Origin of the sequence: Paenibacillus xylanilyticus (genome assembly GCF_013359935.1) — a bacterium.
Taxonomy (GTDB): domain Bacteria; phylum Bacillota; class Bacilli; order Paenibacillales; family Paenibacillaceae; genus Paenibacillus; species Paenibacillus xylanilyticus.
The window spans coordinates 350,932-376,023 of record NZ_JABMCB010000192.1; the positions used below are offsets into that span (position 1 = coordinate 350,932).

Genomic DNA, 25,092 nt, shown 5'->3' on the forward strand with positions numbered 1-25,092 from the left:
AGATAATTCGGTCTATATATAAGTAAATTTTTCCGAAGGATATCAGAGTGGCTCAATCTATTAACATACTCAATTACCCCAATTTACATTCCATACGCTGCGGAATACGATAATCCTAATCTAATAGGAAACCGCAGGAGGTATGAAATGAAACGAAAATCAGCCCGATTGTTATCCGGTTTTATAGCAGCTGGAGTCTTGTTATCTTCTATGTTTTCCATGCCTGCTTATGCAGCGCCTGCCTATGGCGCTCTCGAGAAGAGTGAAAGTGCTAAGTCCATTCTGCAATCTCTGACGAAGGAAGAAAGACAAGCTCTAAACCAGCTTCAGGTTATGGATGGAGAAATTATCGACGCCAAGGTGAATACGAAAAGTAGCGATTTGGTAAACGTGATTGTCCAATTCAAAAGCGAACCCGCTGCAGTTGCCTTAAAACGAGCTGCACTAAACAATGAGAAGATGTCAGAGCTTACGGCTACGAGCAAAGTAAAACAAAATCACCAGCAATTCAAGCAGCACATTAAGTCTCTGCAGCAGAAGAGAGGGCTATCTTATGATGCTGCCTCGATCCAAATCACTCAGGAGTATGAAACCGCACTAAATGGTGTTGCGCTAACCATCCCTGGCGTAGCCATAGACGATTTGATGAAATCCGGGGTAGTCAAAAAAGTGTGGGCTGATCAGGAAGTGGCTCTGGATCTACCAGAGACAGACACGCAAAGTGAATTTGCCGTGGGGGGTGGAATGCAGCCTCGAATGGCTGATAGTGTACCTTATCTCGGCATCGATAAACTTCATAAAGAGGGCATTACAGGTAAGGGAATTAAGGTCGGTGTACTGGACACAGGGATTGATTATAATCATCCGGATTTAACAGGGGCATATAAAGGGTATCGCGCTCATTCAGGTGAAGATCCAAAGCAAGTGGATCCGGCGACGGTTAAAGGTTGGGACTTTGTCGATAACGATGCTGACCCGATGGAGACGACTTATGAAGATTGGGAAAATTCGGGTTATAAGGAACAGGGTGTATTAGCAGAAGATTATTATACTTCCCATGGAACACACGTATCGGGAACCATCGCTGGTCAGGCCAAAAATGAAGTGGGGTACGCTGTAAAAGGTGTTGCTCCAGACGTAGACTTATATGTGTACCGTGTACTTGGACCTGGTGGAAGTGGTGAGATGAGTGGCATTATTGCCGGGATAGACAAGGCCATTGAAGATGAACTGGATGTGATCAATCTCTCTCTCGGAGCTGCAACGAATGATCCATTGGATCCAGCCTCCATTGCACTGAATAATGCTATGCTGCAGGGCGTGGTAAGTATGGTTGCGGCAGGTAACGATGGACCCAATGAAGGTACGTTAGGTACTCCGGGAGCCAGCGCGCTGGCCATTACGATTGGTGCATCCGATGTTCCGTTAACCCTTCCTACGGCTACCGTGACTATGGATGTGTACAGCGATCCAGGTGCGGGAGAGGCAGGCGGAAATACAGCTGAAACAGAAGCGCCTGCTGCAGAAGAAGAAGTGCCAGTGGGAGAAGACATGCCTGCTACAGAAGAAGAATCGCCACCAGCAGCAGACGAACCATCTGCAGCAGATGTAGAAGCGTCGGCAACAGAAGAAGAGACACCAGTAGAAACATCACCAGCAGCAGAAGATGCACCTGAAGCAGATGTAGAAGCACCACCAGCAGCAGAAGAAATACCTGCAGTAGAAGAAGAAGTACCAGCACCAGGAGAAGAAGCGCCTGATTCAACTTATACTGAGGAATTACCTCTGTTTGGTAAAGATTTTACTGACGATCTGACCACGCTTGAAGGCAAAACCTACGAACTTGTTTATGCAGGGCTTGGTAATGCTTTTGATTTTGAAGGTATTGATGTACAAGGCAAAGTGGCCCTAATCGCTCGGGGTGATATTGCACTCGATGCCAAGATCGTCAATGCAAGAAAGGCAGGCGCAGCGGCAGCTATCATTTATAATAATGTTGAAGGAACAATTCCCAATTATTTGGGTGAAATGAACGGGTATATTCCTACGTTCCAAATGATGAGAGAGCTTGGAGAAAAACTAAAAGAGTTGAACGGCGTGACGGTCACCTTTGGCGCAGCAGGCCAAACCGTTACGGAAGGAAATAAACTGGCAGATTTCAGTTCCCGAGGTCCAGCCGCCGTGAATGATGATATTAAACCTGATCTTGTAGCCCCGGGCGTAGCTGTTTTTTCAACCTATCCTGTATTTGTGAATGATCATACGGGTGAGAATTATAATATTGCCTATGCACGAATTTCGGGTACTTCCATGGCAACGCCGCATATGGCGGGAATTGCTGCACTTATGCTCCAGGCACATGAAGAATATACACCTTTTGATGTGAAGTCTGCTCTTATGAATACAGCTGTCGATTTGAATGGCAATTATTCCGTATATGAGGTAGGTGCAGGTCGTGTAGATCCTTACCGGGCAGTCCACACATCCGTATTTGCCAAAGTTCAGGATCAAACGATTCACTTTTCGAATGACGAATCCATCCTGATTGATGAAATTACAGGTTCCATCGTATTTGATAGTGCATATTTGGAAGAAAACGGCCAGGGAATCGTATCGGACAGCCGGACAGTTAAGATAGAGAATAAAGGGGACCGTGCCAAAACGTATAACACTTCCATGAAGCTGTTAAACGATATGAATTTAAATGTTCATGTTCCAGAATCCATTACTGTAAATGGCGGAAGTACGGAAGAGATGACTGTTTCAGTGGATATACCACAGAACACGCCGAGCGGCCGTTATGAAGGATATGTATATTTGGATACGGGAGATGCGGCGGATCATATTCAGATTCCATTCTCCATCCGTATTAGCGAAAAGGGCATCACTTCGGTGGAGATGATTCCTCCATCCGTTACAAACGATACCCCATTCCATCAGTTTCTGAACCGGATGACACTGAGTACCATTCTTTTGGGCAGTCCCATTGATTCTGTGGATGTATTGCTGAAGGATCGCGAAACCGGCGAGGACATCGGGTTTGTAGGTACCTTGAATTCGCAGTCCATGCTCCCGGGAGTGGAATATCTGATCCTGAATGTGTTTAGAGGTTATGCATTTCCGATTGAAAATGGGGAGATCTCCAGCATCGCACGATTTGTCCCTGAGGGCAGTTACACACTTGAATTCATTGGAACGGATTCGGACTCGAAGCAGTATTCATATGAAACTTTGGTAGTTGTGGACAATACAGCACCTGAGATTGATTTGGGTATAGAGCCTGGCGTATACGAGCTCAATGATAGTATGCTGACGGAAAGGGAAGGTGGACAGGGTGTCTGGTATGATGGCACAGCTATCGATTCAACCGTCCAAACCTTTGTTGATAATGGGATCACCGCTTATGATCAATCTTCCAATCGTGTCATTTTCTATGAGAATGGCAGCCCCTTCTATTCCGGTGATTTGCCTGTTTCCAAAGAAGGAAACATATCATTTGGTATTACCAAAGAAGAATATGACAATGGTTACGAACTTCGACTCTTTGGATTGGATGTGGGTACAGCGGCAAATCCTGTTAAGGACCATCGCTATGGGTTTATATCTGAAGGCAAACCTTATGTGACCAGTAAATATGACAAAGACGAAGTGCGTAAAGGTGATACGATTACCCAGACCATTCAATTGAACAATGTGGAGAAGTTAAACGGTATTTCGTTTACCCTGGAATCGATGTATGACTATAAACAATTTAACCGGGTTGAGCCAACGCCTGAGCTGCAGGCATTATTGGTTGCCACAGGTGCTGAAGTGAAATTAAGTGATCCTGTAGTGGACCAAAGAGAAATCAGCTTTGAGGCATCCATCTCAGGTGGGTCCTTTGAAGGAATCACAGGGGATCTTGATTTGTTCCATGTTGTCTTTGATGTACCGAAGGATGAATTCTATTTTAAGAAAAGCGACGTACCATTTCTTGAAGTGAAATACACGACTGTTGGCATGAAAGAGAACGAAGAGAAATTGGCATTAACCGCGTTTAACACAGACAGCTATGAAGTAATCTCCAAATCTTCAAGAACATATGGTTTTGTACGTCCGGAAGCTTTTATGGTCGATGGAGAGTATCTGGATTTTGCAAATGACTATTCGGCAATGGGCATTGAAGTTTATGCCGAGACGGCTTCCGGTGAGAAATATGAGGGGACTATGCAAAATTATGGTGAGTTCCTTATCGATGGGATTCCCGCAACAGGAGAAATGTCGACCATCTACACACGAGTTCCGGGTCATTTACCTTCCAAGCTGGCAGTGGTTCTGAGCAAGACGATTGATGGCGAATATTATGGCATCAATCAAATGAATTCGTCTGACTTTACGTATGCTGGAGATATTAATGGGGATGGAGCCATCGATATCTATGACATGGAGCTTGTAACGAAACATTATCATACTTCGGATGAAATCGCTGATATTGACCAGGATGGTTATGTAGGAGACGCCGAAGTGAATTATATTACGAATAACTTTGGAATGACCGCTAACTATTCTACCAAGGAGCCTGTCTTGCATATTGATATGACAAGGGAAGCAGCAAGATATCATCAAATGAACGATATTCTGGATTCATGGCAAGAGGCCATTATTATGCAGAGAACAGCTGAAGCTATTCGGCTAAAAGACAAGTTGGAAGAAGAACCGTTAAAAGGCATACCAGACCTGCGTCTATCCTATGACTTGCTGCAGATCCGATTTTACTTGTTTATGAATAATATCGATGAAGCAGAGAGACTTATAGCCGAAGTCGAGATTCCGGATGAATCGGAGCATTCGTACGAGCATTATTTTTATCACCATGTGATGGGGATTTACTACTTCCTTACAGGACATTATACCAAATCAATCCAGACATTAACTTCAATCAATCAGTCCAAATATACGAATCATGAATACTTTTATCATTTGTCGCTGGCATATCACTCGATATATTCGAATATTACGTCTTACTATTACGCTGAGAAGGCTATCCAGCATTTTCGGAAAACACTCAATATGGTGCGGATCATTGATACCGAAACCATTATGCTGGTTCAACTCAATTCACGCGAGTATCATGATTTTCCTGAGACGAAACGCAGATATGAGAATCTCATTCGGATTTGTGATGATTGTGGGCTTCCTGACCGAAAAGCAAAGCTGCTGAACAATCTTGGCTATGAATATAATCGGCGAAAGCAATATGAGGATGCTGCCCATTGGTATAGGCAAGCTCTTGCTATCATTCCTGAGAAGCAACCGTTGTACCTGATGGTACTCAATAATTACATAGAATCGAATAGACTGGGTAATCTCATTCCTGCAAACAAGCTATTGGATATGTCTCTGGATGCATTGCATAACTCTAAACTTGTTGAAGACGCAAGTTATATGGAACTGGAACTCCAGTGTGTCATTTTACAAGGGGAAGAGAACGCGTATTATGAAATGATAGAAAAGCGGATTCTTCCTTATTATCGTGAACTCGGTTCCCAGTATCTCGCCGAACGGTATGAAGAAATATTGTTTGAGTACTATATGAATCATGGTGAAAAGGATAAGGCACTTGGGCTCGCCAAAAATCGTTTTAAATCGCAAGCCACTTTACTTATATAAGGGTAATATTAGAGTAAAAGAAGAGTCGATATGTAGGTGATTTGAAACGAGCACTGTATCTCCGATACAATGTGGTCAGAGAGTCTGAGAGATTTGCATTCAAATATGGCTGAGAAATGGAGAACTACAATATGACTGATTTTATTAACGCGGATGATATTAATGACGTAATTCTGGCAGCGGCTGCCACAGAACTGGAGCAGATGGTGAGCAGAATTTGCGAACTGATTGGCACACCTTTGGAACAAACAACGGAGCTGGAGCGTCAGGTGATTGCGGCATTTGGTTTTGGCGCTGTATACGGTATTACCCATCGGGATCAGCTCGGAGAGTCGCAGGCTCATGCACTTAGCATCCGGATGCTGATTAAGCCGTTTAACTACAGTGAGCAGCAAGCGGTGGATTTTGCCGATGACCTGATTCGGGTGGCTTCGGACCGGGAGGCACATCCTGTCATGAACACGATTATTCATCGCGGCATTGATGGTCACCGCCAATTCAACCAGGAAGACGATGAAGGACTTGCCCGTAACATTCAGGAGATTTTGACTGCGGTACAACCGGAGAAATAGATGCGCGTTAGTGGATTGGGGAGATGATCGCAATGGATCTGATGAAATTAAGTAAAGAGCTCTCATACGCTCTGCGACATGCCCCATGGGAGTACGAACTGGAGCTGGACGAAGAGGGCTGGGTAGAGATTCCGCAATTGCTCGTGGCGTTACATGAAAGTCCGCAGTGGAAGGAAGTTACAGAAGCTGATCTGGAGCAAATGATTCAGGCCTCGGATAAGAAGAGACACGAGATCCGTTCTGGTCGCATCCGGGCATTATATGGTCATTCAACTCCGCAAAAGATATCCAAAATACCTGCCGATCCACCGGAAAAACTCTATCATGGCACGCCAGCACGCGCGGTGGCTTCGATTATGGAGCAGGGGCTGCATCCGCGGCAGCGACAATATGTACATCTGTCCGCAGATATGGATACCGCCACTCAGGTGGGACGTAGACGTGATGATCAGCCTGTGATCCTGAAAATTAATGCCTCACAGGCAGCTAAAGACGGTATCCTTTTTTACCATGGAAACGAGAATATCTGGCTCGCCGATCACATTCCTGCTAGCTATATCCAGCAATGATCAATGTAACGGTCATGGAGACGGGACATACATTGAATTGCAGTCGTAATCGGACTGGTTTGGTGCATGGTGAGCCGATCAACTTCTATATCGTTGTATAGATCGTCGCTGCACCAAAAGGGACACATCCAACATTCGTTGGTGTGTCCCTTTTTGATTTCCATAGTTTCCTCTTCTAAATTTATACACGGAGAGAACTCAGATCTGAACAGCTCCCGTACTCAAAACTTATTTGCCCAAAATCGCTTTAACACCCTCATTCAATGGTTGAGCTGGACGGCCGAGCAATTGTTCCAATGTATCACTTTCTACAGCGAGTGCGCCTTCACGAATAGCACTTTGCATATCGACCAGCATGGAGACAACAAATTCAGGCAGACCTGCACCCTTCATGATGTCGGCGTAAGCAGCATCGTCCACGTTTTGCACGTTAATATCCTGTCCGAGCACTTCCCCAACGATGGCCGCAAGTTCAGCTTGGGTACGAAGTTTACCAGACAATTCGTATACCGAATTCTCATGTCCCTCACCTGTAAGCACTGCAGCAGCAGCATGCGCATAATCACTGCGAGTAGCCCAGCCTACTTGACTTGCGTTGGTTGCATGCACCCATGGAGCACCTTGGGCAGCTGCTTGTACGCTGCCTGCTTCATTCTCCAGGTACCAGTTGTTGCGCAGGAAGGAATAAGGAATACCAGACTCGCGAATCGCCTTTTCTGTGGCGCGGTGTACTTCAGCCAAGGAAAGGGTGTTCTTATCTGCATTCACCACGCTGGTGTAAGCAATGAAGCCGACTCCTGCACTTTTGGCAGCATCCACGGCAGCTTGATGTTGGCGAATACGTGTTTCATTGTCACCATCTGTGGAGATGAGCAGCAGACGATCCACGCCGGCAAAAGCTTTGGCAAGGGTATCCGGTTGATCAAAATCACCTTGACGGACGTCGACACCTTGAGCACGCAGTGCTTCTGCTTTCTCAGTGTTGCGTACACTTACAGCCAGATCAGCGGCAGATACTTTTTTTAATAAAGCTTCTACGACCAGTGAACCCAAGTGTCCTGTTGCGCCAGTAACCAAAATTTTCATGAGATGTTCCTCCAATGGTTTAAGTATTTTTGAAAAAAAGAACGGATGTAATCCGGTTGGTTATAACAGGTGTGATTACAACCAAAGGGTTAAAAAAAGCTCACAATGAGCTTCTTTTATTCAGGGACATGAACCTGATCCATCATCTGCTGTATCGTTACGCGATTCAAGCGCTGTTCCATGGCTGTCTGAGCCTCAATAAGTTCGGCGCGCAAGGTACGTTCGATCATGCTGCCCACCGGACAATTCGGGTTCGGATGTTTATGGAAATTAAATAACTCCCCATCCTGGGCCACTTCAAGTGCCCGATATACATCCAGCAGGGTAATGTCTGCCGGGTCCTTTAATAAGGAAGCGCCGCCGACGCCAGGTCTGACCTCGATCAAACGAGCCTGTTTCAGCTTGGACATGATCCTCCGGATGATGACGGGGTTCGTATTCACGCTAGAAGCAATAAAATCCCCAGTGCACTCATTGGGAGCAACAGCGATCAAGGACAGTGCATGAACCGCCATGGAAAAGCGACTGCTGATTTGTTTCATGGATAATCACCACCGTTGTAACTATAATAGTTACAAATTAAGCTGTTGTCAAATCCCGTTTCTTTTCCTTCTGAAGGATAATATACAGAATGCTATAAATACTTTATAGCTGAACTTTTCAAATGATCATAAGGCAATTAAATAGAAAAATATGTTTTAATTGACAAATAAAAAGTAAGTTGTATAATCTGGCTAGATAAACCGTTGTGAGCAGCATTGCTATGGTTGGGAATAACCTTTAAGAAGGGAGCTGGGTCTGCTGTTTATCATATGAATATATATTTGATTTCCAAGTCTGTGGTATTAGTTCGTCTAACATCTTGGATTCAACTTTTTTTTAGATCAGTTTCAATTCTTCAAGCTAAGTGACTCCAGGTGAGTAGGACAACTGAAAATGAGAGGAGCCATGTTGGTTTATGCTGCTGCGAATGCTGAAAAATGATATCACGAGAAAGAAAGGGATCACGGCTGCATTATTTATTTTTGTTCTGCTAGCTGCCTTGCTGGTGTCCTCGGGTTCCCGGATGATTATGGAACTAACGAGTTCCATTCAATATTTATTCTCTGAATCCAAGACACCACATTTTGTACAAATGCATGCCGGAGAACTGGATAAGGACAAAGTGAACTCATGGGCTGAGTCAAATCCCATGGCCCAGCAGCATCAGATAGTAGAGATGGTCAATATTGACGGCGCTCATCTGTTTTTCGGGGCAGAATCCGAGAAACGTAGTGTAATGGACATCGATTTTGTAACTCAGAATCAGGATTTTGACTACTTGTTGAATTTGAACAGTGAAATGATACAGGTGAACGATGGTGAGATTGCTGTTCCTGTGTATTACATGCAGCAGAACAAGTTAAGCGTGGGAGACCAGGTGCGAATTGATAATGGACAATTTAAACGTTCCTATACCATTGTTGATTTTGTCCGGGATGCCCAGATGAACCCATCCGTCGTTCACTCCAAACGTTTTATTGTGAGTTCAGGTAACCTGGAGGAATTGAAGCAGAGTATCGGGGAGATGGAATATCTTATTGAGTTTCGCTTGACGGATCCCGTACAGATCGGAGAATTCACGCAAGCCTACCAGAATGCAGGACTTCCCAATGCCGGTCCGGTCGTGACGTATAGTCTGTTCCAGTTACTGAATGCCATGACTGACGGAGTCATAGCTGCCGTTATCATTTTGGTCAGTCTAGTGCTGATTCTGATTGCGATGCTCTGTATCCGGTTCACGATGCTGGCTACCATCGAAGAGGATTATCGTGAGATCAGTGTCATGAAAGCAATTGGTATTGCGGAGAAAGACATTAAGAAGCTGTATCTCATGAAGTATGTATTTATGGCCGGGTTGGCTTCCCTGCTCGGTTACGTTGCATCTCTGGGTGTGAACAGACTTTTCGTGTCGAATATCTTGTTGTACATGGGAAAGGCACCTGCAACCTTACTGCATTTTGCTGTACCATTACTCGCTGCCGGATTGATATTTGCCATGGTGGTTCTGTTCTGCCGGACGGTGCTGCGGCGGTTTCGTTCCTTCTCTGCGGTGGAGGCACTGCGAACTGGTAGTTTGGGAGATACACAAATCATTCGCAATCGCCTCAGTCTGTCCCGTAATCGTTGGTCTTCCGTACCCGTCTTTCTTGGACTGAAGGAAGTCGTACAGCGAATCAAGATGTTCCGTTTGTTATTATTCGTCTTTGTTATCAGCTCGTTTATCATGATAGTACCGATCAATTTTCTCAACACCTTGCAGGCACCAAGCTTTATTTCCTATATGGGTGTAGGACAAAGCGATATACGCATCGACTTGCGGCACACTGACGATGTAGAACAGCGTTATAACAGCCTGATCACTCAGATCAAAAATGATGAAGCCATCCAAACGTATTCTCCACTCGTAACAAGCCAGTTCAAGGTTCGGAATGCGGAAGGTAGTTATGACAATCTGAGTGTGGAAACCGGGGATTTCAGCATTTTCCCATTGTCTTATGTCAGCGGTAATGCGCCGGCAACCGAAAACGAAATTGCACTATCGGATGCGAACAGCAGCGAGCTCGGGCTGAAGACAGGAGAACAGCTTACCTTGCTGGTAAATGGCAGGGACCAGGTGATGACGGTCAGTGGCATCTATCAGGACGTTACTAACGGAGGGAAAACGGCGAAAGCTCTGTTGCCATATAACAAGGATAGCGTTCTCTGGTATGTAGTCAGCCTTGATCTGAAAGATCGCAGTCAAATGGCTGCCAAAATTGCTGAATATGAGACGTCCTTCTCGCCAGCCAAAGTAACAGATCTGCAAGGATACCTGGATCAGACGCTTGGAGGAACCATTAAGCAATTGAAATTGGTTACGATGTTGGCTTTAGCCATCGGAGTATTTATTTCCATACTCATTACCTCATTGTTCCTTCAGATGCTCGTAGCGAAGGACAATAACGATATAGCTGTTTTAAGAAGTCTCGGTTTTGCCTTGTCCAAGATCAAACTGAAGTATGTCGTGATGTCACTTGTCATATTGATTGTCGGGGTTGCTGCCGGAACGATACTGTCCAACACACTCGGGCCGCTGCTCGTCAGCAGCATTATGTCAACATTTGGTGCTTCCAATATTTCTTTCGTTGTTGACCCAGTACAGGCGTATATTCTGTGTCCCTTATTGCTTGCAGGAGCCATCGTACTGACGGCGTGGATCAGCATCCAGTCCATCAAGGAAACTAGCATATCCAAAATGATCGCGGAATAGGGAGGATTAACGATGACAACCATACTTGAAGCTAGAGACGTGAATAAATCCGTAGCCATCGGCGAGAATGGGGAACATAGCATTCTAAAAGATATCAACCTCCAACTCCAAAAAGGAGAGTTCGTATCCATTATGGGTCCGTCCGGTTCAGGCAAGTCTACGTTGTTGTACAACATCAGCGGCATGGATCAGATCAGTGCGGGCAGTGTCTATTTCAATGGTAAAAAAATATCGGCATTTAAGGAGAGCGACCTGGCGAGTCTGCGCTTGACCAAGATGGGCTTCATTTTTCAGAACATTCATCTGCTCAAGAATCTAAATCTGCTCGACAACATTGTACTTTCCGCCTACCTCGCCAAGAACAGCAGCAGAGATTCAATTAATACTCGTGCACTGTCACTCATGAAAAAGATGGGAATTGACGGGCTGACTCAGCATAACATCACGCAAGCCTCGGGAGGACAGCTCCAGCGGATCGCCATTTGCCGCGCGCTTATCAATAATCCGGATATTCTGTTTGGAGATGAGCCCACAGGGGCGCTGAATTCCAAATCGACACACGAGATCATGGATATTCTCGGGGATATCAATGCTGCAGGTACTACCATTCTACTTGTTACGCATGATGTCAAAGTGGCTGCCAGATCGGAACGGATTCTGTTTATGATGGATGGTAAATTGGTTGCAGACAAAAATATCGGCAAGTATGCAAGAGAACGTCAGGATCTAAAGAACCGGGAAAGTCATCTCTCGCAATGGTTAACTGCAATGGGGTTCTAAGTTGGGAACTTCACGACTAAAATAGACCGACAGTCGGTCTAGTGAATCGGAGGACAGAATATGAGATTAATTAAAAATCCGGAAGAACGACGAAATGAAATACTGAATGCAGCCGAGATTCTGTTCGTAACAAAAGGTTATACCAAAGCGACGGTCATGGATATCCTCCAGGCTTGCAACATTGCTAAGGGTACGTTTTATTATTATTTTCAGTCCAAGGAGGAAGTGATGAATGCCATCGTCATGCGTTACATTCTGAACGGGGAGTCCGCAGCAAGACGGATAGTGTCTGATCCAGAATTGAGTGCCCATGATAAGATTTTTCGCATTATTACTGCGCAAAATCAGCCCGACGATAGAAAGCATGGACTGATTGAGCAATTGCACCATGTACAGAATGTGGAAATGCACCAAAAGAGCCTGGTGGAGACGGTCATTAGGTTAAGTCCGATCTTGGCTGAAGTAGTCGAGCAAGGTATTCAGGAAGGTGTCTTTAACACACCTAGCCCTAAGGAGTCGATCGAGTTTTTGCTGGTATCATCACAGTTTTTACTGGATCAGGGTATTTTTCAATGGGAGGAAGAAGAGCTTCGGAAGAAGGTTGAAACGTTCTCTCATATCATGGAACGTGTCCTGGGGGCAAAACAAGGAAGTTTCGCCTACTTTACCCGTCTGCATTTTCCACATCAAGCTTGAGATGAGAAAGGGGCGGCATTAATGGAACAGACTGTTCAAACATCATTCGGAAAGTTTCTGATCGTATGGTTCGGTCAGCTGATTTCCTTGATCGGGATTGGCCTTACGGCTTTCTCGCTGGGGGTATATGCCTTCGAGAAGACTAATACGGCAACAAGTGCTGCTCTGATTACCCTGTTTACATTTTTGCCTAGCATCCTGCTCAGGCCTATTGGAGGTATACTGGCTGACCGATTTGACCGCCGGACGATGATGATCATCGGTGATTTGGGTTCTGCAGCCGGTCTGATTTTTATCCTGGGGATCATGCTCACGGATGATATTCAGTTATGGCATATCTATGTGGGAGTGGCCTTTAGTTCCGTGTTTTCCGCGCTGCAAAGCCCCGCATACAAGGCCTCTGCCACCGACTTGCTGGATAAGGATCAATTCTCCAAAGGGAGCGGACTCGTGCAACTGGCTGAATCCTCCAAATTTTTGTTTTCACCGATTATTGCGGGAATCCTGCTAAGCATCACAACGATCGAAGTGATCCTAATCATTAATATCGCTACTTTCTTGATTGCCATTCTGGCCGTGCTGGTCATTCGGAAGAGCATGAAGGTAGAGCGGGAGAATAAAGAAGACACAAACTGGATGACCGATATTCAGGAGGGGTGGAAGGAAGTTGTAACGAATAAGGGAGTGCTGCTGCTGGTCATTATTATTTCCTTGGTGACCTTCTATCTGGGATTCCTGGAGACGCTGATTGGTCCAATGCTCTTGTCCTTTACAGATGCGAAAACACTTGGGACGTTTCAGTCCGTTAGCGCGATTGGGATGCTGATTAGCAGTTTGTGCATCGGGATATTTACGATGACGAAGAAATACGCAAGTGTACTTGTTATGGGGTTAATCATGTGCGGACTGTCCTTCTCGCTTCTCGGGATATCGACCAACATCTATTTTATTATCTTAGCGGGCTTTCTGTTCCTGTCCTCACTGCCGTTTGTTAACATGAGCGCAGATGTGTTGGTGCGTAACAACATTGCCAACGAGAAGCAGGGAAGAGTATGGGGTATCATTGGTATCCTGTCACAGCTCGGGTTCATCATTGCGTATAGTTTGGCCGGATTTTTGGCCGACCACGTATTTAACCCCCTTATGCTGGAAGACGGGTCACTGGCATCTTCTGTTGGTCAGATCATTGGAACTGGACCAGGGAGAGGGATTGCCTTGCTGTTCATCATTGCCGGTCTTTTTGTTATTCTGATCGCTATAATTACATCCCGGTTGAATATGATCAGATTACTAGAGCAACGTATCAACATTACTCAGCCGGATTCTACCGGGTTGGTACACGATTAATTCGAAACTAATTATTTGGCTGCAACTTCATTTAAATGGGGCGAAGCGCATGCTGTAACGCAAGGGGATATCAATATCAAGGCTATAGGTCAAGCCGTCGGATACAGCAATTTCCATTAATTCGCCCGTGTTTTAAATAGCAAAACAGGTTTATATCCAGCGAGTATCGGTAGCACCCACAGCAACGAAAAAAGCCATGTCCCCCGGATCAGGTGAACCAAGATGGTTCAGAATGGATTACTGGGACAAAGCTTCTTCAGTTATTTTGCGGATATCGAACGGGGAGCGAATGCCTTCCTCAATAATGTCGGGCAGAATGTTGTTCAGGAAATAGCGCACACAGTGGAGGTCAATATTTTTGATTTTGACCAGTGCATAGCGGTACATGACGATGAATTCTTTCTCTGTATTGCCACGCTGCAGTTCCGCGAAGGCTTCATATACCTGGTCCATTTTATCTGCGACCTCAAGGATTAGTCCTTCTACAGTGTCGTCTTTGCCTTCTCGCAGCTGCCTACGGAAAATGTCCTTGAATTCTTCAGGGATATTTTCGTTGATAAAATGTTCTACCATGGCTTCTTCAACATGCAGCAGCATGGAACGCAGCTCCAATGAGTAATGTTTGACTGGCGTCTTGATGTCACCAATGAAGATTTCGCCATAATCATGGCTGCTGGTGATTTCGTATAGCTTTTTCCAGTCGATGCTTACTCCGTGCTGTTCTTCAATATCTGCCAGTGTCTTGGCGTACTGGACCACTTTCCAGGAATGAGCAGACACACAGTGTTCTTCGAACTTGAACTTGCCCGGCGTCCGAATAATGCGTTCAAGATCGTTCAGCGACCTGAAGTACGTATGAATTCCCATCTAAGCAATCATCCTTTGTTGGTTTGGGTATGAACTGACTATACTTTAGTTATGTTAACCATGGATTAACGATGTATGCGAGAAAGGTAAAAAATAAAGCTTTGTATAGGAAGGATATTCATATTCGAGTGGGAGAAGTAGGAAGGTGCTACTAGCGAACAATCCAAAAACCACCATGTTTACTGAACTTATATTCAGCATAATCCATGATGGCCTTTGGTTTATTAATATTTTTGGTTATTCAAGATTTATGAAAAATCTCGATATGATGTCAAGCTTTCTTCCTTACTGGTGAAATAAACCAATATGCCATGCCAACAAACAAGGCACCACCGATGATATTACCCAGTGTGACTGGAATCATATTGTGCAGCCAACCTGCCAGTGTGATCGTATCGGGGTGATTGGGCAGCAGCCAGGATAGCGATAAGAGCGTCATATTGGCGACACTGTGTTCATATCCGCTGGCGATAAACGCATATAGACACCACCAAATCAGGACCAGTTTGGCAATATCCTCTTTGGAACGGGCCGCCATCCAAATGGCCAGACAGACAAGCCAGTTACAGAGTATGCCGCGGAAAAACAGTTCGGTAACGGGTGCAGCCATCTTTTTGGCCGATACGGCAAACAGGATATGCTCCGGTCCAGCTGTTTTGAACAGACCACTGCCCACAATCAGCAGACAGAGCAGGATGGCGCCGATCAGGTTGCCGAGGAACACCAGCCCCCAGTTTTTGAGCGTATCACGGACCGTAGTCCGGCCCGCCAGTGTGCTCATGGTGAAAAACATGTTGTTGCCTGTGAACAATTCCGATCCTGCAAAAATGACGAGGGTAAGGGCCAGTCCAAAGGACATGCCCATCAGCATCATCTGCAATGGCGACTTGGCTGCAAGCAGCGGTGCGCCGATACTAAAGATCAGAATAATTCCCAGGCCCACGTAGGCGCCTGCCATTAAGGCTGCCACCATGTAACGAGGCAAGCTGGCATTCATCTGATCCCGTTTTTTTACGGCAGCTTCAATAATTCCTTCCACACCTGGTGTAAACATCACGGTCTCCTCCATTATTGTGCATCAATCTAGGTTTTACTTATGGAGCTGGCTACACAGCGATCCAGACCTGCCCGTTTTCGATCTTCACCGGAAACATTTCAACCTGCCCCTTATCGGGCGCCTGTACCTGACCTGTACATAAGTCAATTTTCCAGTCGTACAGCGGATCGTAAAGATAGTGGCCGGATACAATTCCTTCGGCGAGCGGCCCGCCCTTAGGGTGGGGGGTATGGTTGTCGGCAGCGAATACGGTACCATCCGATGCGCGAAAGACAGCCAGCTGCCGGCCTTCAATTTCTACCACCCGCCCAATCCGGGGAAGAAATTCATCAATTTCTCCCGCCGGAAAATAGGTGCCTGATTGTTTGGTTGTCATATGGACTGCTCCTTTTCTATGGCAGGTTCATCCTGCAGATTTCAATGATATTTGTCCAGTGAAGAAGTTTGCTTCCTTATGGACGAGCCGACACTTCAATACCTTGGAACAGTTTGGTTTGGCCTTCTTCATTTCGAAGTGCTTTTTTCCATGGGTCCTCTACATGGCCCAGGGCAAATTCAATGCGGTCCATCAATGCTTTGCGTTCCTCCAGATTATCAACCACTACTGAACGAATCTGCTCAAGACCGATACGTTCTACCCATTCCGAGGTGCGCTCCAGATAGTTTCCAGTCTCGCGGTAGTATTGGATAATTGCACCGCATAATTCGATGAGTTCTTCATCTGTTTTCACTTTGCATAAAGAGTCTGCAAGTCTCGCCTTAATCCCGCCGTTGCCGCCAACAAACAACTCCCAGCCTCCATCATTACCGACGATACCGATATCTTTCGTACATGATTCAGCACAGTTCCGCGGGCAGCCATTGACCGCCATTTTGAATTTGGCAGGCAGATCGAGACGTTCGAACTTGCGCTCAAGCAGGGCGCCCATTGCCATGGAGTCCTGGGTCCCGAAGCGGCAGAATTGGGAACCGACGCATGTTTTGACTGTACGCAGCGATTTGGCGTATGCGTAACCTGAAGGCATATCCAGTTCGGCCCATACCTGCGGCAGATCCTCTTTTTTGACCCCGATCAGATCGAGGCGTTGACCGCCGGTAACCTTGACCGCTTTAACATCGTATTTGACCGAAATGTCTGCAATGCGCTTCAGTTCTTCCGGCGTGGTCACTCCGCCATACATGCGCGGTACCACCGTATAGGTGCCGTCTTTCTGGATATTGGCGTTCATGCGTTCATTGACAAAACGGGACTCTTTCTCGTCTTCATGCGTATCCGGTGCAATCATGCCGAGGTAGTAGTTAATCGCAGGGCGACATTTGGAACAGCCCTCTGGCTGGCTCCAGCCCAGGACATTCATGACTTCCTTGGTTGTCTGCAATCCTTTTTGTTTGATTTCGGCCACAATTTCATCCCGGCTGAGCGAGGTACATCCACAGATGCCCTGTTTGGCACCGCTTGTGAAGTTGTCTCCCAGTACGTATTGCAAAATTTGCTCTACCACCGGTTTACAGCCGCCGCATGAACGGGTTGCGCCTGTGCAGGCTTTGATCTCATCGACACTGCTCAGGCCTTGATTCGTAATGGCATCCACGATGGTACCTTTGGTTACTCCGTTACATCCACACACAATTTCGTCCTCGGCCATCGTTTCAACAGAAGCGGCTTTTTTGTGGCCACCACAGCCCGTACCCATCAGCGAAGCATACAGGTCATCTGTCATTTCGGTTTTTTGTTTGATCAGCTTCTGCAATTCGGCAGAGTCGGTGACGTCACCAAAGAGCACAGCACCGACCATGACATTGTCTCGCAGCAGAATTTTTTTGTAAGTCCGTTTCCAGTCATCCTTATGGCTAATCACTGTATGATCCGGACTATCAAGAAACTCGCCTGTAGAGAAGACGTCCACACCTGAAATTTTTAATTTGGTAGATACGACAGAGCCTTCATACGGAGCAGTCTCTACACTGCAGATATGCTTGGCGAGAATCATGCCTTGTTCGAACAACGGAGCGACAAGGCCGTAACATACTCCACGGTGTTCGGTACATTCCCCGACGGAATATACGCCCTCCAGCGAGGTCTGCATGTAGTCATCGACGACGATGCCCCGGTTAACCTCCATGCCGCTTTCACGGGCTACAATCGTGTTGGGCTTAATGCCTACGGCCATAACCACAAAGTCTGCATCCAGTACGGTATCATCGGCAAAGCGGAGACCTTCTACACGTTCCCCGCCGATCAGTTCAGCCGTCTGCGCACCCATTTTGAAACGAATGCCCTGACGCTCCAGTTCTGCTTTTAACATGGCTGAAGCTTGAGGATCGAGTTGGCGTTCCATCAAGTCCTGCATGAGATGTACGACAGTGACGTCCATGCCGAGCTGCACCAGTCCTTTGGCTGCTTCTAGTCCGAGAAGTCCTCCGCCGATAACTGCCGCTTTTTTATATTGCTTGGCTGCTTCGAGCATCATATTGCAGTCGGCAATATCCCGGAATCCTACAACGCCTTCTTTGTCATGACCGGGAACCGGAAGAATGAAGGAGCTGGAACCCGTGGCAATAATGATTTTGTCGTATGGCACCCGTGTACCTTCGTTCGTGACAACTTCCCGGTTGTCTGCATCAATATGGGACACGGTTGTCCCGGTATGAAGCGTAATGCCATTGTCTTCATACCAGTGCAGATCATTAAGCACGATATCATCAATGGTTTTGCTGCCCTCCAGAACATAGGACAACATGATCCGGTTATAATTGGGATAGGGCTCAGTGCCGAAGACCGTAATGTCAAAGCCTGAAGTCAATTTCAAAATTTGTTCAACTGTACTGATGCCGGCCATACCGTTGCCGATCACGACAAGTTTTTCTCTTTTTCCGTTCATGTGTGTAAGCCTCCTTGGTTAGACACTGGACAATACCAACAATTGTAGTGGTTTATATTTGAATCATACCGTGGATTGCTGACACTTAATGTGATTTATTTCACTAAGAACGATATAAGTGTCACAAATAAAAAAGTGTGAGCCCCGTCACGGAAACCGTTTTTTATTTAAAGTATGAACGAGAGGAGACGTTAGGGTGGGGATTGAATTAAAATAAGAAATACGAACTATTGTTCTCTTTTTGTTTTCGTTGTAACATCGTGAGTGGGATATGACGTTCCCTATTTCTTCGAAAGGAAGTTTTCGCATCATGATGGGAAGATCCCACCTGATTATTGGAACAGGCGTTTCGCTATCTGTGCTGCAATTAATGGGTATGCAAGTGACTGCTCCGGCAGTTACGGTTGCGCTGATTGGTTCGCTGCTGCCGGACATTGATGAACCGAATTCCTTATTGGTATCCAAGGCATTGCCGAATAGTTTGATCAGGCTGCTGCAAACCATTTTGCTGCCCACCGCTGTATTTGTGTACTTTTATGTACAGGCCAAGCCTTGGAATCTGCTGCTCGCCATTTTGGTTGGGCTGGTCTCTTTCCTGCCGTCCCGTTCACTTCGCAAAGTGTTGATGTTTGTTATTGGACTGGGGCTTGTATTCTATGGTCATGCATTCGCCCCATGGAACCTGATCGCGGGAAGTCTGCTCATGTTGTGTACAACGCTAACCCATCGAGGGCTAACCCATACTGTGTATGGAACGGCAGTGTGGGGAGGACTTCTATACAGTACAACGCATCAGCAGGGTCCGGAGATCTGGGTAGCTGGAGGAATAGCTTATGCCATGCATCTGCTTGCAGACTCGTTGACGAATCGCGGAATTCGTCCGTTTCCGCCACTCAAGTGGCGGATACGAGCAAATTTGATGAGTACGGGCACCAAGCACGGGGCTGTTGTAGAGAATGTATGTATCGTACTGACCTTAATTTTGGCCTGGATAGCATTTTCACCGCTATTCTTGTAACGGAGCATGTGCCGCATATCAAAACGCCAGTCCAGATTGAATGGACTGGCGTTTTAAATATATCCCTCTAAACCTAAAACTTAAATTTTTAATGATGCTTGCCGCATGTTGCATGTCCGGAACAATGGTTCAGCGACTGAACTGCAAGCCGAGATACTTAGGACGATGATGATGGAGAGTCGGTGAGTCCTTCAATATCCGAGGAGCCAAATACAAATAAAACAACAAGGATGACTACAATTAATAGCTCGGCAAATCCAGTTCCGTCAAAGTCAGACATCATTCAAACCTCATTTCATTCCGTTTAGGAATTCATTCTTTTTTGAAAAGCCCGCATAACATCATCGAGAGTCACATCGCCGATTTCGTCAAGAAATTGGACGAGTTTGTCTGCATTCGACGGCGTAATATTTTTAAGTGTTTTATATTGTCCAACCAATTCAACGACACAAAAAGAGACACTCTAACCAAAGTCAGAATGTCTCATAGAGTAGAAGGAGGGTTCAGAGTAGAAACTATTGAACCTTGAACCTCGTTCCAACGTTTACGCGTTCTCAATAATGGTATTCATGGTCGTGCGATCCAGACCCTTCACCAGTTTGACAAGCAGCGCTTTGGCAGCATCATAGTCATCCGTGTGAATGATGGAAGAAGAGGTGTGAATGTAACGTGCACAAATGCCAATGACCGTTGATGGTACACCGATTCCGCTCAGGTGCACTTGTCCCGCATCGGTACCCCCAGGTGAGATGAAGTATTGCATCTTGATCTGGTTCGAAGAAGCCGTGTCCTGAACGTATTCCACCATCCCGCGATGGGTGAACATGCCAGGGTCAAAAATACGGAGCAAAGCGCCTTGTCCGATATGTCCAAAGGACTGTTTGTCACCTGTCATGTCATTGGCTGCGCTGCAATCCAGTGCGAAGAAGATGTCAGGTTCAATCAGATTGGCAGCGGTGCGTGCACCGCGAAGCCCCAATTCCTCTTGAACGGTCGCACCGCAATATAAGGTGTTGGGAAGCTTTTCCTTGTGGAGCGCTTCAACCAATTCAAGAGCAAGTCCAACCCCGTAACGGTTATCCCAGGCTTTTGCCATGATTTTCTTCGGATTAGCCATTGGCGTGAATTCGCAGATCGGCACAATTTGCATGCCTGGATGAATGCCCCATGATTCCGCTTCAGCACGGTTATCTGCACCAATATCCAGGTACATGTGATTGAGGTCAACCGGTTTGTTTCGTTGCGATTCATCCAGTAAGTGAGTAGGCGTAGAACCTACAACCCCGGTAATGCGGCGATCAGGAGTAATGATCTGCAGGCGCTGTGACAGAACAGCCTGGCTCCACCATCCACCGAGCGGACGGAATTTAATCATTCCTGTTTCCGTGATGCCTGTTGTCATGAAACCGACTTCGTCAAAGTGCCCGGCAACCATCACTTTGGGACCCGATTCTTCACCGCGCAGTACACCAAATAGACTCCCCAGACGATCCTGAACAAATTCCTCTGTATAATTGGACAGCTGTTCCTTCATCCAGCCGCGAAGCTCACGCTCGAATCCGGAAGCGGAAGGAAACTCTGTTAAGGTGCGAAACATCTCCATTGTTTTTTCATTCATGTGTCGACAACTCCTCTGCTCGTATGTATGACAGTCTCGACAGAACGGCTGGCGGACTGTTGTCCCCTAAAATGCAGGACGAATTATTAACCACTGGTCACATTACAGTATGAACCTTGCGCACGTAATTGTCCATGTCTGTGTCACGTATCTAAGGCATTCCTGGGACAATAAAATGGGGACAGGCGAATAGATGGGCGATAATCCCACGCCTTTAGCAGTGATATTGAATACTCATACATTGAGGCTCTTTGTAATTCCCATCTATCGTGAACTTCTCATTCATTTGCCTGACGACAGGAAGGAGTTGGAACACCAGATGAAGCCACCTCATGAAGGCAATGAAGATATCCTTTTTATCGTCCTCTTTATTTTACTCGTGATCGTGCTTCTTTATTTATAAGAAAATGATGAACCTGGATATATCATGATTGAAAGCCATCTGATCCGGCGTACTTGATTCTGCTGCAAAAATGCTGCTCTCCCCAACTGGAAACAAATGCTGCAATTCGCCGGATACATAACCTTCCCATCATTAACAAACAATGAACATAGGATTTAACTCGCTCCGGGCAGTATTAAGCTGCTCGACTGATTTTGATTTCAAAGGAGGTTCTGTATCTTGCCAGCTCAAACCAAAGGATCCGGTAATGGAAAAAAAGCATCATCCCTGTCCATTAATGAACAGGATTACAAGAAGGTTGCCAAAAAACATGAGCCAGCCCGTCCGATCCTGGCAAACTGCATTAAGGCTTTCTTTGTTGGAGGATTCATTTGCATCATTGGACAGGCTATCCAGGAGGCATTCAAAGCGGGGTTTGATATGACTTCCAAGGAAGCGGCCAGTCCTACAGTTGCGGTTATGATCCTGATCTCGGTCATTCTTACATGTCTTGGGGTCTACGATAAAATCGCTCAATGGGCCGGAGCCGGTACGGCAGTTCCGGTTACCGGGTTTGCCAACTCCATGTGCTCGGCAGCATTGGAGCACCGAGCGGAGGGACTTGTCCTGGGGGTCGGAGCCAACATGTTTAAACTTGCCGGTTCAGTTATTGTTTTTGGTGTCGTTGCTGCCTTTATTATAGGTATCATTTACGCCTTCCTGGGAGTCGGAGGTGGGCATCTATGAAGCTGATCGGACGTCAAACCTGGCAATTTGAAAACCAGCCACGAATTATCGGCAGAGCAGCGGTTGTGGGACCTGAGGAGGGAGAGGGACCGCTGTCAGCCGATTTCGACTACGTATACGACAATCTGGAGATTGGCGAGAAAACGTGGGAGAAAGGGGAGCGCAAGCTGCTTGAACAGGCTACGCAGCTGGCACTCGTTAATGCGAACATTACAAAGGAAGAGCTCCAGTTTTTTATCGGTGGTGACCTCCTGAACCAGATCATCAGCAGTTCATTTTCGGCTCGAAAACTGGGAGCCCCCTACCTTGGTGTTTTTGGAGCCTGCTCCACATCCATGGAGAGCCTGGCATTAGCCTCCTTAATCGTTGACTCGGGTGCGGGTAATTATGTCCTCGCGGGTACGGTCAGCCATAACTGTACCGTGGAGAAGCAATTCCGCTATCCAACAGAGTATGGTTCCCAGAAGCCTCCATATGCCCAATACACGGTAACAGGGTCAGGATGCAGCGTGGTTTCCCGTACAGGGGACGGTCCTGTGGTTACCCGGGCAACGATTGGCCGAGTGATGGATCTCGGAATCAAGGACCCGTTCAATATGGGGGCAGCCATGGCTCCTGCCGCGGCAGATACCATTGTGTCTCATTTCCGGGATACCGGACTTGAACCAGGGTATTACGATCTCATCGTAACCGGAGATTTGGCCTCTGTTGGACTCCCGATTACGAAGGAACTGCTGCAAAAGGAAGGTATACCCATGGAACAAACGACGTTTAATGATTGCGGGCTCATGATTTACGACCGGGAGAAGCAGCCATACGTTGTAGCGGGCGGCAGCGGATGCGGTTGCTCTGCCACCGTAACTTACGGACATATTTTGAACCGGATGCAGAAAGGTGATCTGAAACGGGTCTTGATTGTTGCCACGGGCGCACTGCTGTCACCGATATCCTACCAGCAGGGCGAGAGCATCCCATGTATTGCGCATGCGGTAGCCATTGAAAAGGAGGGATAAACGATGCAATTTTTGTGGGCTTTTATTGTAGGCGGCTTGATTTGTGTGGTGGGACAGCTGCTGATGGATGGCGTCAAGCTGACCCCGGCTCATACCATGAGTACACTGGTTGTGGCTGGTGCGGTTGCGGACGCATTGGGTTGGTATGATCCACTTGTCAAATTTGCGGGAGCAGGGGCTTCCATTCCCATTACCAGTTTCGGTAATTCACTGGTGCACGGGGCGTTGACCGAGCTTGAAAAAGACGGATGGATCGGGGTGATTACCGGTATCTTCGACTTGACCGCAGCGGGGATATCATCTGCGATTATCTTCTCCTTTCTCGCGGCACTGGTGGTTCGGCCGAAAGGCTGACAAAGTTTGCAGAATCTTAAAGCTATATCGACTTAAATGGAGAGGCTCCGGATATTTAATATCCGGAGCTTTTTGTCGCACTCATGCGAGAATGGCGGCCAATCTGACGGCTGGAAACAAATTGTGATTCTCTGCGAGTGTACTCGGGCCCGTTGTTCATGTACAATAAAAGGAAATCTGTATGCTTTTTTAGGAGGTTAGACCACATGCCTGTGCGCAAAGAGTCGATCCAAATCATTTCAGCAGTTCGTTCTAATCTGGAATCTTGCATAATGGGGAAATCCTTTGAAATTCAACTTTTGCTCACAGCTTTGCTTGCAGGCGGACACGTTCTGATCGAAGACGTACCGGGAACAGGCAAAACGCAGTTGATCAAAGCATTATCGAAATCCATGCGCGGAGAATACCGCCGCATTCAATGTAATCCCGATATTCTGCCAAGTGATATCACCGGTGTATCCGTATTCCATCCGCGTGATGAACGCTTTTATTTCCGTCCGGGTCCAGTCATGACCAACATACTTCTAGCGGATGAGATCAACAGGGCAACAACGAAAACCCAGTCAGCCCTGCTGGAGGTAATGGAAGAGCGCAGTGTGACGGTAGATGGCGATACTTATGATCTGCCGCACCCGTTTATGCTCTGTGCTACCCAGAATCCAATCGATTTTGAAGGAACCTACACATTGCCGGAAGCACAACTTGACCGGTTTATGCTGAAAATAAGTCTTGGTTATCCGGATAAGGATATTGAGAAAACGCTGCTGAAGCAGCATCAATCGGGTCAGCCTGTGGACCGGCTTGAGTCCGTAACCCACATGGATCAAATTTCTGCGATTCAGCAGGAGATCAAGGAAGTGTTTATCGGCGATCCGGTGATGGACTATCTGCTTGATGTCGTTCGCATGACGCGTTCGCACCCGTCCGTGCTGCTGGGGGCGAGCCCGCGTGCAGCCATCTCATTCATGATGGCGGTGAAGGCGTTTGCCTTCTTGCAGGAACGTGATTATGTGCTCCCGGATGACGTGAAGACAATGGCGCCGTATGTCATCTCCCATCGGATTGTGCTGCGTCCTGAAGCGAGACTGGACAGCATGAGCTCTGAAGCCGTACTGAATTCTGTACTTCAGCAAGTTCGTGTACCCGTCTCCATGGGGCAATAA

Annotated in this window: 19 protein-coding genes; 12 read left to right on the forward strand and 7 right to left on the reverse strand. The window is 46.7% G+C overall.

What is annotated here, in order from left to right; genetic code table 11:
* Positions 1–147 precede the first annotated feature (147 nt).
* The 3 genes from HP552_RS21490 to HP552_RS21500 all read left to right on the forward strand — a co-directional run bounded on the left by HP552_RS21490 (position 148) and on the right by HP552_RS21500 (position 6,790).
* The gene (locus HP552_RS21490) at positions 148–5,649 is read left to right on the forward strand and encodes a S8 family serine peptidase (protein WP_175397425.1); all 5,502 of its coding nucleotides are present in this window, start codon (positions 148–150) and stop codon (positions 5,647–5,649) included.
* A gap of 131 nt (positions 5,650–5,780) precedes the next feature.
* Positions 5,781–6,221, forward strand: a complete 441-nt coding sequence (gene imm48 / locus HP552_RS21495; RefSeq protein ID WP_175397426.1) for an Imm48 family immunity protein — start codon at positions 5,781–5,783, stop codon at positions 6,219–6,221.
* Positions 6,222–6,253: 32 nt separating this feature from the next.
* On the forward strand, positions 6,254–6,790 hold the full coding sequence (locus HP552_RS21500) for an RNA 2'-phosphotransferase (protein ID WP_175397427.1): 537 nt from the start codon (positions 6,254–6,256) through the stop codon (positions 6,788–6,790).
* A gap of 228 nt (positions 6,791–7,018) precedes the next feature.
* Here HP552_RS21500 and HP552_RS21505 read toward each other — a convergent pair whose 3' ends face one another.
* Complete coding sequence (locus HP552_RS21505) at positions 7,019–7,876, reverse strand: SDR family oxidoreductase (protein ID WP_175397428.1); 858 nt, start codon at positions 7,874–7,876, stop codon at positions 7,019–7,021.
* Positions 7,877–7,992: 116 nt separating this feature from the next.
* Positions 7,993–8,418 (reverse strand): Rrf2 family transcriptional regulator, encoded by a 426-nt coding sequence (locus tag HP552_RS21510; protein WP_175397429.1) that lies wholly within the window; start codon positions 8,416–8,418, stop codon positions 7,993–7,995.
* Positions 8,419–8,834: 416 nt separating this feature from the next.
* Here HP552_RS21510 and HP552_RS21515 point away from each other — a divergent pair, with 416 nt between their 5' ends.
* Genes HP552_RS21515 through HP552_RS21530 form a run of 4 tightly spaced genes read left to right on the forward strand, consistent with a single transcriptional unit; the run spans position 8,835 to position 13,991 of the window.
* Positions 8,835–11,168 (forward strand): ABC transporter permease, encoded by a 2,334-nt coding sequence (locus tag HP552_RS21515; RefSeq protein WP_175397430.1) that lies wholly within the window; start codon positions 8,835–8,837, stop codon positions 11,166–11,168.
* Between the two features lie 12 nt (positions 11,169–11,180).
* The gene (locus tag HP552_RS21520) at positions 11,181–11,948 is read left to right on the forward strand and encodes an ABC transporter ATP-binding protein (protein ID WP_175397431.1); all 768 of its coding nucleotides are present in this window, start codon (positions 11,181–11,183) and stop codon (positions 11,946–11,948) included.
* A 60-nt stretch (positions 11,949–12,008) separates the two neighbouring features.
* Entirely contained in the window at positions 12,009–12,644 is a 636-nt protein-coding gene (locus HP552_RS21525) for a TetR/AcrR family transcriptional regulator (RefSeq protein WP_175397432.1), read from the forward strand.
* Positions 12,645–12,665: 21 nt separating this feature from the next.
* Entirely contained in the window at positions 12,666–13,991 is a 1,326-nt protein-coding gene (locus HP552_RS21530) for an MFS transporter (RefSeq protein WP_175397433.1), read from the forward strand.
* 237 nt (positions 13,992–14,228) lie between these two features.
* Here HP552_RS21530 and HP552_RS21535 read toward each other — a convergent pair whose 3' ends face one another.
* The 4 genes from HP552_RS21535 to nirB form a co-directional block, all read right to left on the reverse strand.
* Positions 14,229–14,858: a YfbR-like 5'-deoxynucleotidase gene (locus HP552_RS21535; protein WP_175397434.1), complete on the reverse strand. Its 630-nt coding sequence runs from the start codon at positions 14,856–14,858 to the stop codon at positions 14,229–14,231.
* Positions 14,859–15,129: 271 nt separating this feature from the next.
* A complete protein-coding gene (locus tag HP552_RS21540; RefSeq protein WP_175397435.1) occupies positions 15,130–15,912 on the reverse strand; it encodes a formate/nitrite transporter family protein in 783 nt (260 codons plus the stop codon).
* A 52-nt stretch (positions 15,913–15,964) separates the two neighbouring features.
* Entirely contained in the window at positions 15,965–16,291 is a 327-nt protein-coding gene (gene nirD, locus HP552_RS21545) for a nitrite reductase small subunit NirD (protein WP_175397436.1), read from the reverse strand.
* 76 nt (positions 16,292–16,367) lie between these two features.
* The gene (gene nirB / locus HP552_RS21550) at positions 16,368–18,797 is read right to left on the reverse strand and encodes a nitrite reductase large subunit NirB (RefSeq protein WP_175397437.1); all 2,430 of its coding nucleotides are present in this window, start codon (positions 18,795–18,797) and stop codon (positions 16,368–16,370) included.
* 310 nt (positions 18,798–19,107) lie between these two features.
* On the opposite strand from nirB, the gene HP552_RS21555 reads away from it, so the two are divergent.
* Positions 19,108–19,815: a metal-dependent hydrolase gene (locus tag HP552_RS21555; RefSeq protein WP_175397438.1), complete on the forward strand. Its 708-nt coding sequence runs from the start codon at positions 19,108–19,110 to the stop codon at positions 19,813–19,815.
* A 544-nt stretch (positions 19,816–20,359) separates the two neighbouring features.
* Here the strand turns inward: HP552_RS21555 and HP552_RS21560 are convergent.
* The gene (locus HP552_RS21560; RefSeq protein ID WP_175397439.1) at positions 20,360–21,433 is read right to left on the reverse strand and encodes a M42 family metallopeptidase; all 1,074 of its coding nucleotides are present in this window, start codon (positions 21,431–21,433) and stop codon (positions 20,360–20,362) included.
* 670 nt (positions 21,434–22,103) lie between these two features.
* Here HP552_RS21560 and spoVAC point away from each other — a divergent pair.
* The 4 genes from spoVAC to HP552_RS21580 all read left to right on the forward strand — a co-directional run bounded on the left by spoVAC (position 22,104) and on the right by HP552_RS21580 (position 25,092).
* Positions 22,104–22,562: a stage V sporulation protein AC gene (gene spoVAC / locus HP552_RS21565; protein WP_376768974.1), complete on the forward strand. Its 459-nt coding sequence runs from the start codon at positions 22,104–22,106 to the stop codon at positions 22,560–22,562.
* Positions 22,559–23,575 (forward strand): stage V sporulation protein AD, encoded by a 1,017-nt coding sequence (gene spoVAD, locus HP552_RS21570; protein WP_175397441.1) that lies wholly within the window; start codon positions 22,559–22,561, stop codon positions 23,573–23,575. Before spoVAC ends, spoVAD begins: the two co-directional genes overlap by 4 nt.
* A 3-nt stretch (positions 23,576–23,578) precedes the next feature.
* The gene (spoVAE, locus tag HP552_RS21575; protein ID WP_175397442.1) at positions 23,579–23,929 is read left to right on the forward strand and encodes a stage V sporulation protein AE; all 351 of its coding nucleotides are present in this window, start codon (positions 23,579–23,581) and stop codon (positions 23,927–23,929) included.
* 206 nt (positions 23,930–24,135) lie between these two features.
* Positions 24,136–25,092 (forward strand): AAA family ATPase, encoded by a 957-nt coding sequence (locus HP552_RS21580; RefSeq protein ID WP_175397443.1) that lies wholly within the window; start codon positions 24,136–24,138, stop codon positions 25,090–25,092.

Bases quoted from the DNA above. Each gene is read 5' to 3' on its own strand.
- imm48 (WP_175397426.1), top strand. From the start codon at position 5,781: ATGACTGATTTTATTAACGCGGATGATATTAATGACGTAATTCTGGCA.
- HP552_RS21520 (WP_175397431.1), top strand. From the start codon at position 11,181: ATGACAACCATACTTGAAGCTAGAGACGTGAATAAATCCGTAGCCATC.
- spoVAE (WP_175397442.1), top strand. From the start codon at position 23,579: ATGCAATTTTTGTGGGCTTTTATTGTAGGCGGCTTGATTTGTGTGGTG.
- HP552_RS21540 (WP_175397435.1), bottom strand. From the start codon at position 15,912: ATGTTTACACCAGGTGTGGAAGGAATTATTGAAGCTGCCGTAAAAAAA.
- HP552_RS21555 (WP_175397438.1), top strand. From the start codon at position 19,108: ATGATGGGAAGATCCCACCTGATTATTGGAACAGGCGTTTCGCTATCT.
- HP552_RS21490 (WP_175397425.1), top strand. From the start codon at position 148: ATGAAACGAAAATCAGCCCGATTGTTATCCGGTTTTATAGCAGCTGGA.
- HP552_RS21500 (WP_175397427.1), top strand. From the start codon at position 6,254: ATGGATCTGATGAAATTAAGTAAAGAGCTCTCATACGCTCTGCGACAT.
- HP552_RS21505 (WP_175397428.1), bottom strand. From the start codon at position 7,876: ATGAAAATTTTGGTTACTGGCGCAACAGGACACTTGGGTTCACTGGTC.
- HP552_RS21580 (WP_175397443.1), top strand. From the start codon at position 24,136: ATGCCTGTGCGCAAAGAGTCGATCCAAATCATTTCAGCAGTTCGTTCT.
- spoVAD (WP_175397441.1), top strand. From the start codon at position 22,559: ATGAAGCTGATCGGACGTCAAACCTGGCAATTTGAAAACCAGCCACGA.
- HP552_RS21560 (WP_175397439.1), bottom strand. From the start codon at position 21,433: ATGAATGAAAAAACAATGGAGATGTTTCGCACCTTAACAGAGTTTCCT.
- HP552_RS21510 (WP_175397429.1), bottom strand. From the start codon at position 8,418: ATGAAACAAATCAGCAGTCGCTTTTCCATGGCGGTTCATGCACTGTCC.
- nirD (WP_175397436.1), bottom strand. From the start codon at position 16,291: ATGACAACCAAACAATCAGGCACCTATTTTCCGGCGGGAGAAATTGAT.
- HP552_RS21530 (WP_175397433.1), top strand. From the start codon at position 12,666: ATGGAACAGACTGTTCAAACATCATTCGGAAAGTTTCTGATCGTATGG.
- HP552_RS21515 (WP_175397430.1), top strand. From the start codon at position 8,835: ATGCTGCTGCGAATGCTGAAAAATGATATCACGAGAAAGAAAGGGATC.
- HP552_RS21525 (WP_175397432.1), top strand. From the start codon at position 12,009: ATGAGATTAATTAAAAATCCGGAAGAACGACGAAATGAAATACTGAAT.
- HP552_RS21535 (WP_175397434.1), bottom strand. From the start codon at position 14,858: ATGGGAATTCATACGTACTTCAGGTCGCTGAACGATCTTGAACGCATT.
- nirB (WP_175397437.1), bottom strand. From the start codon at position 18,797: ATGAACGGAAAAAGAGAAAAACTTGTCGTGATCGGCAACGGTATGGCC.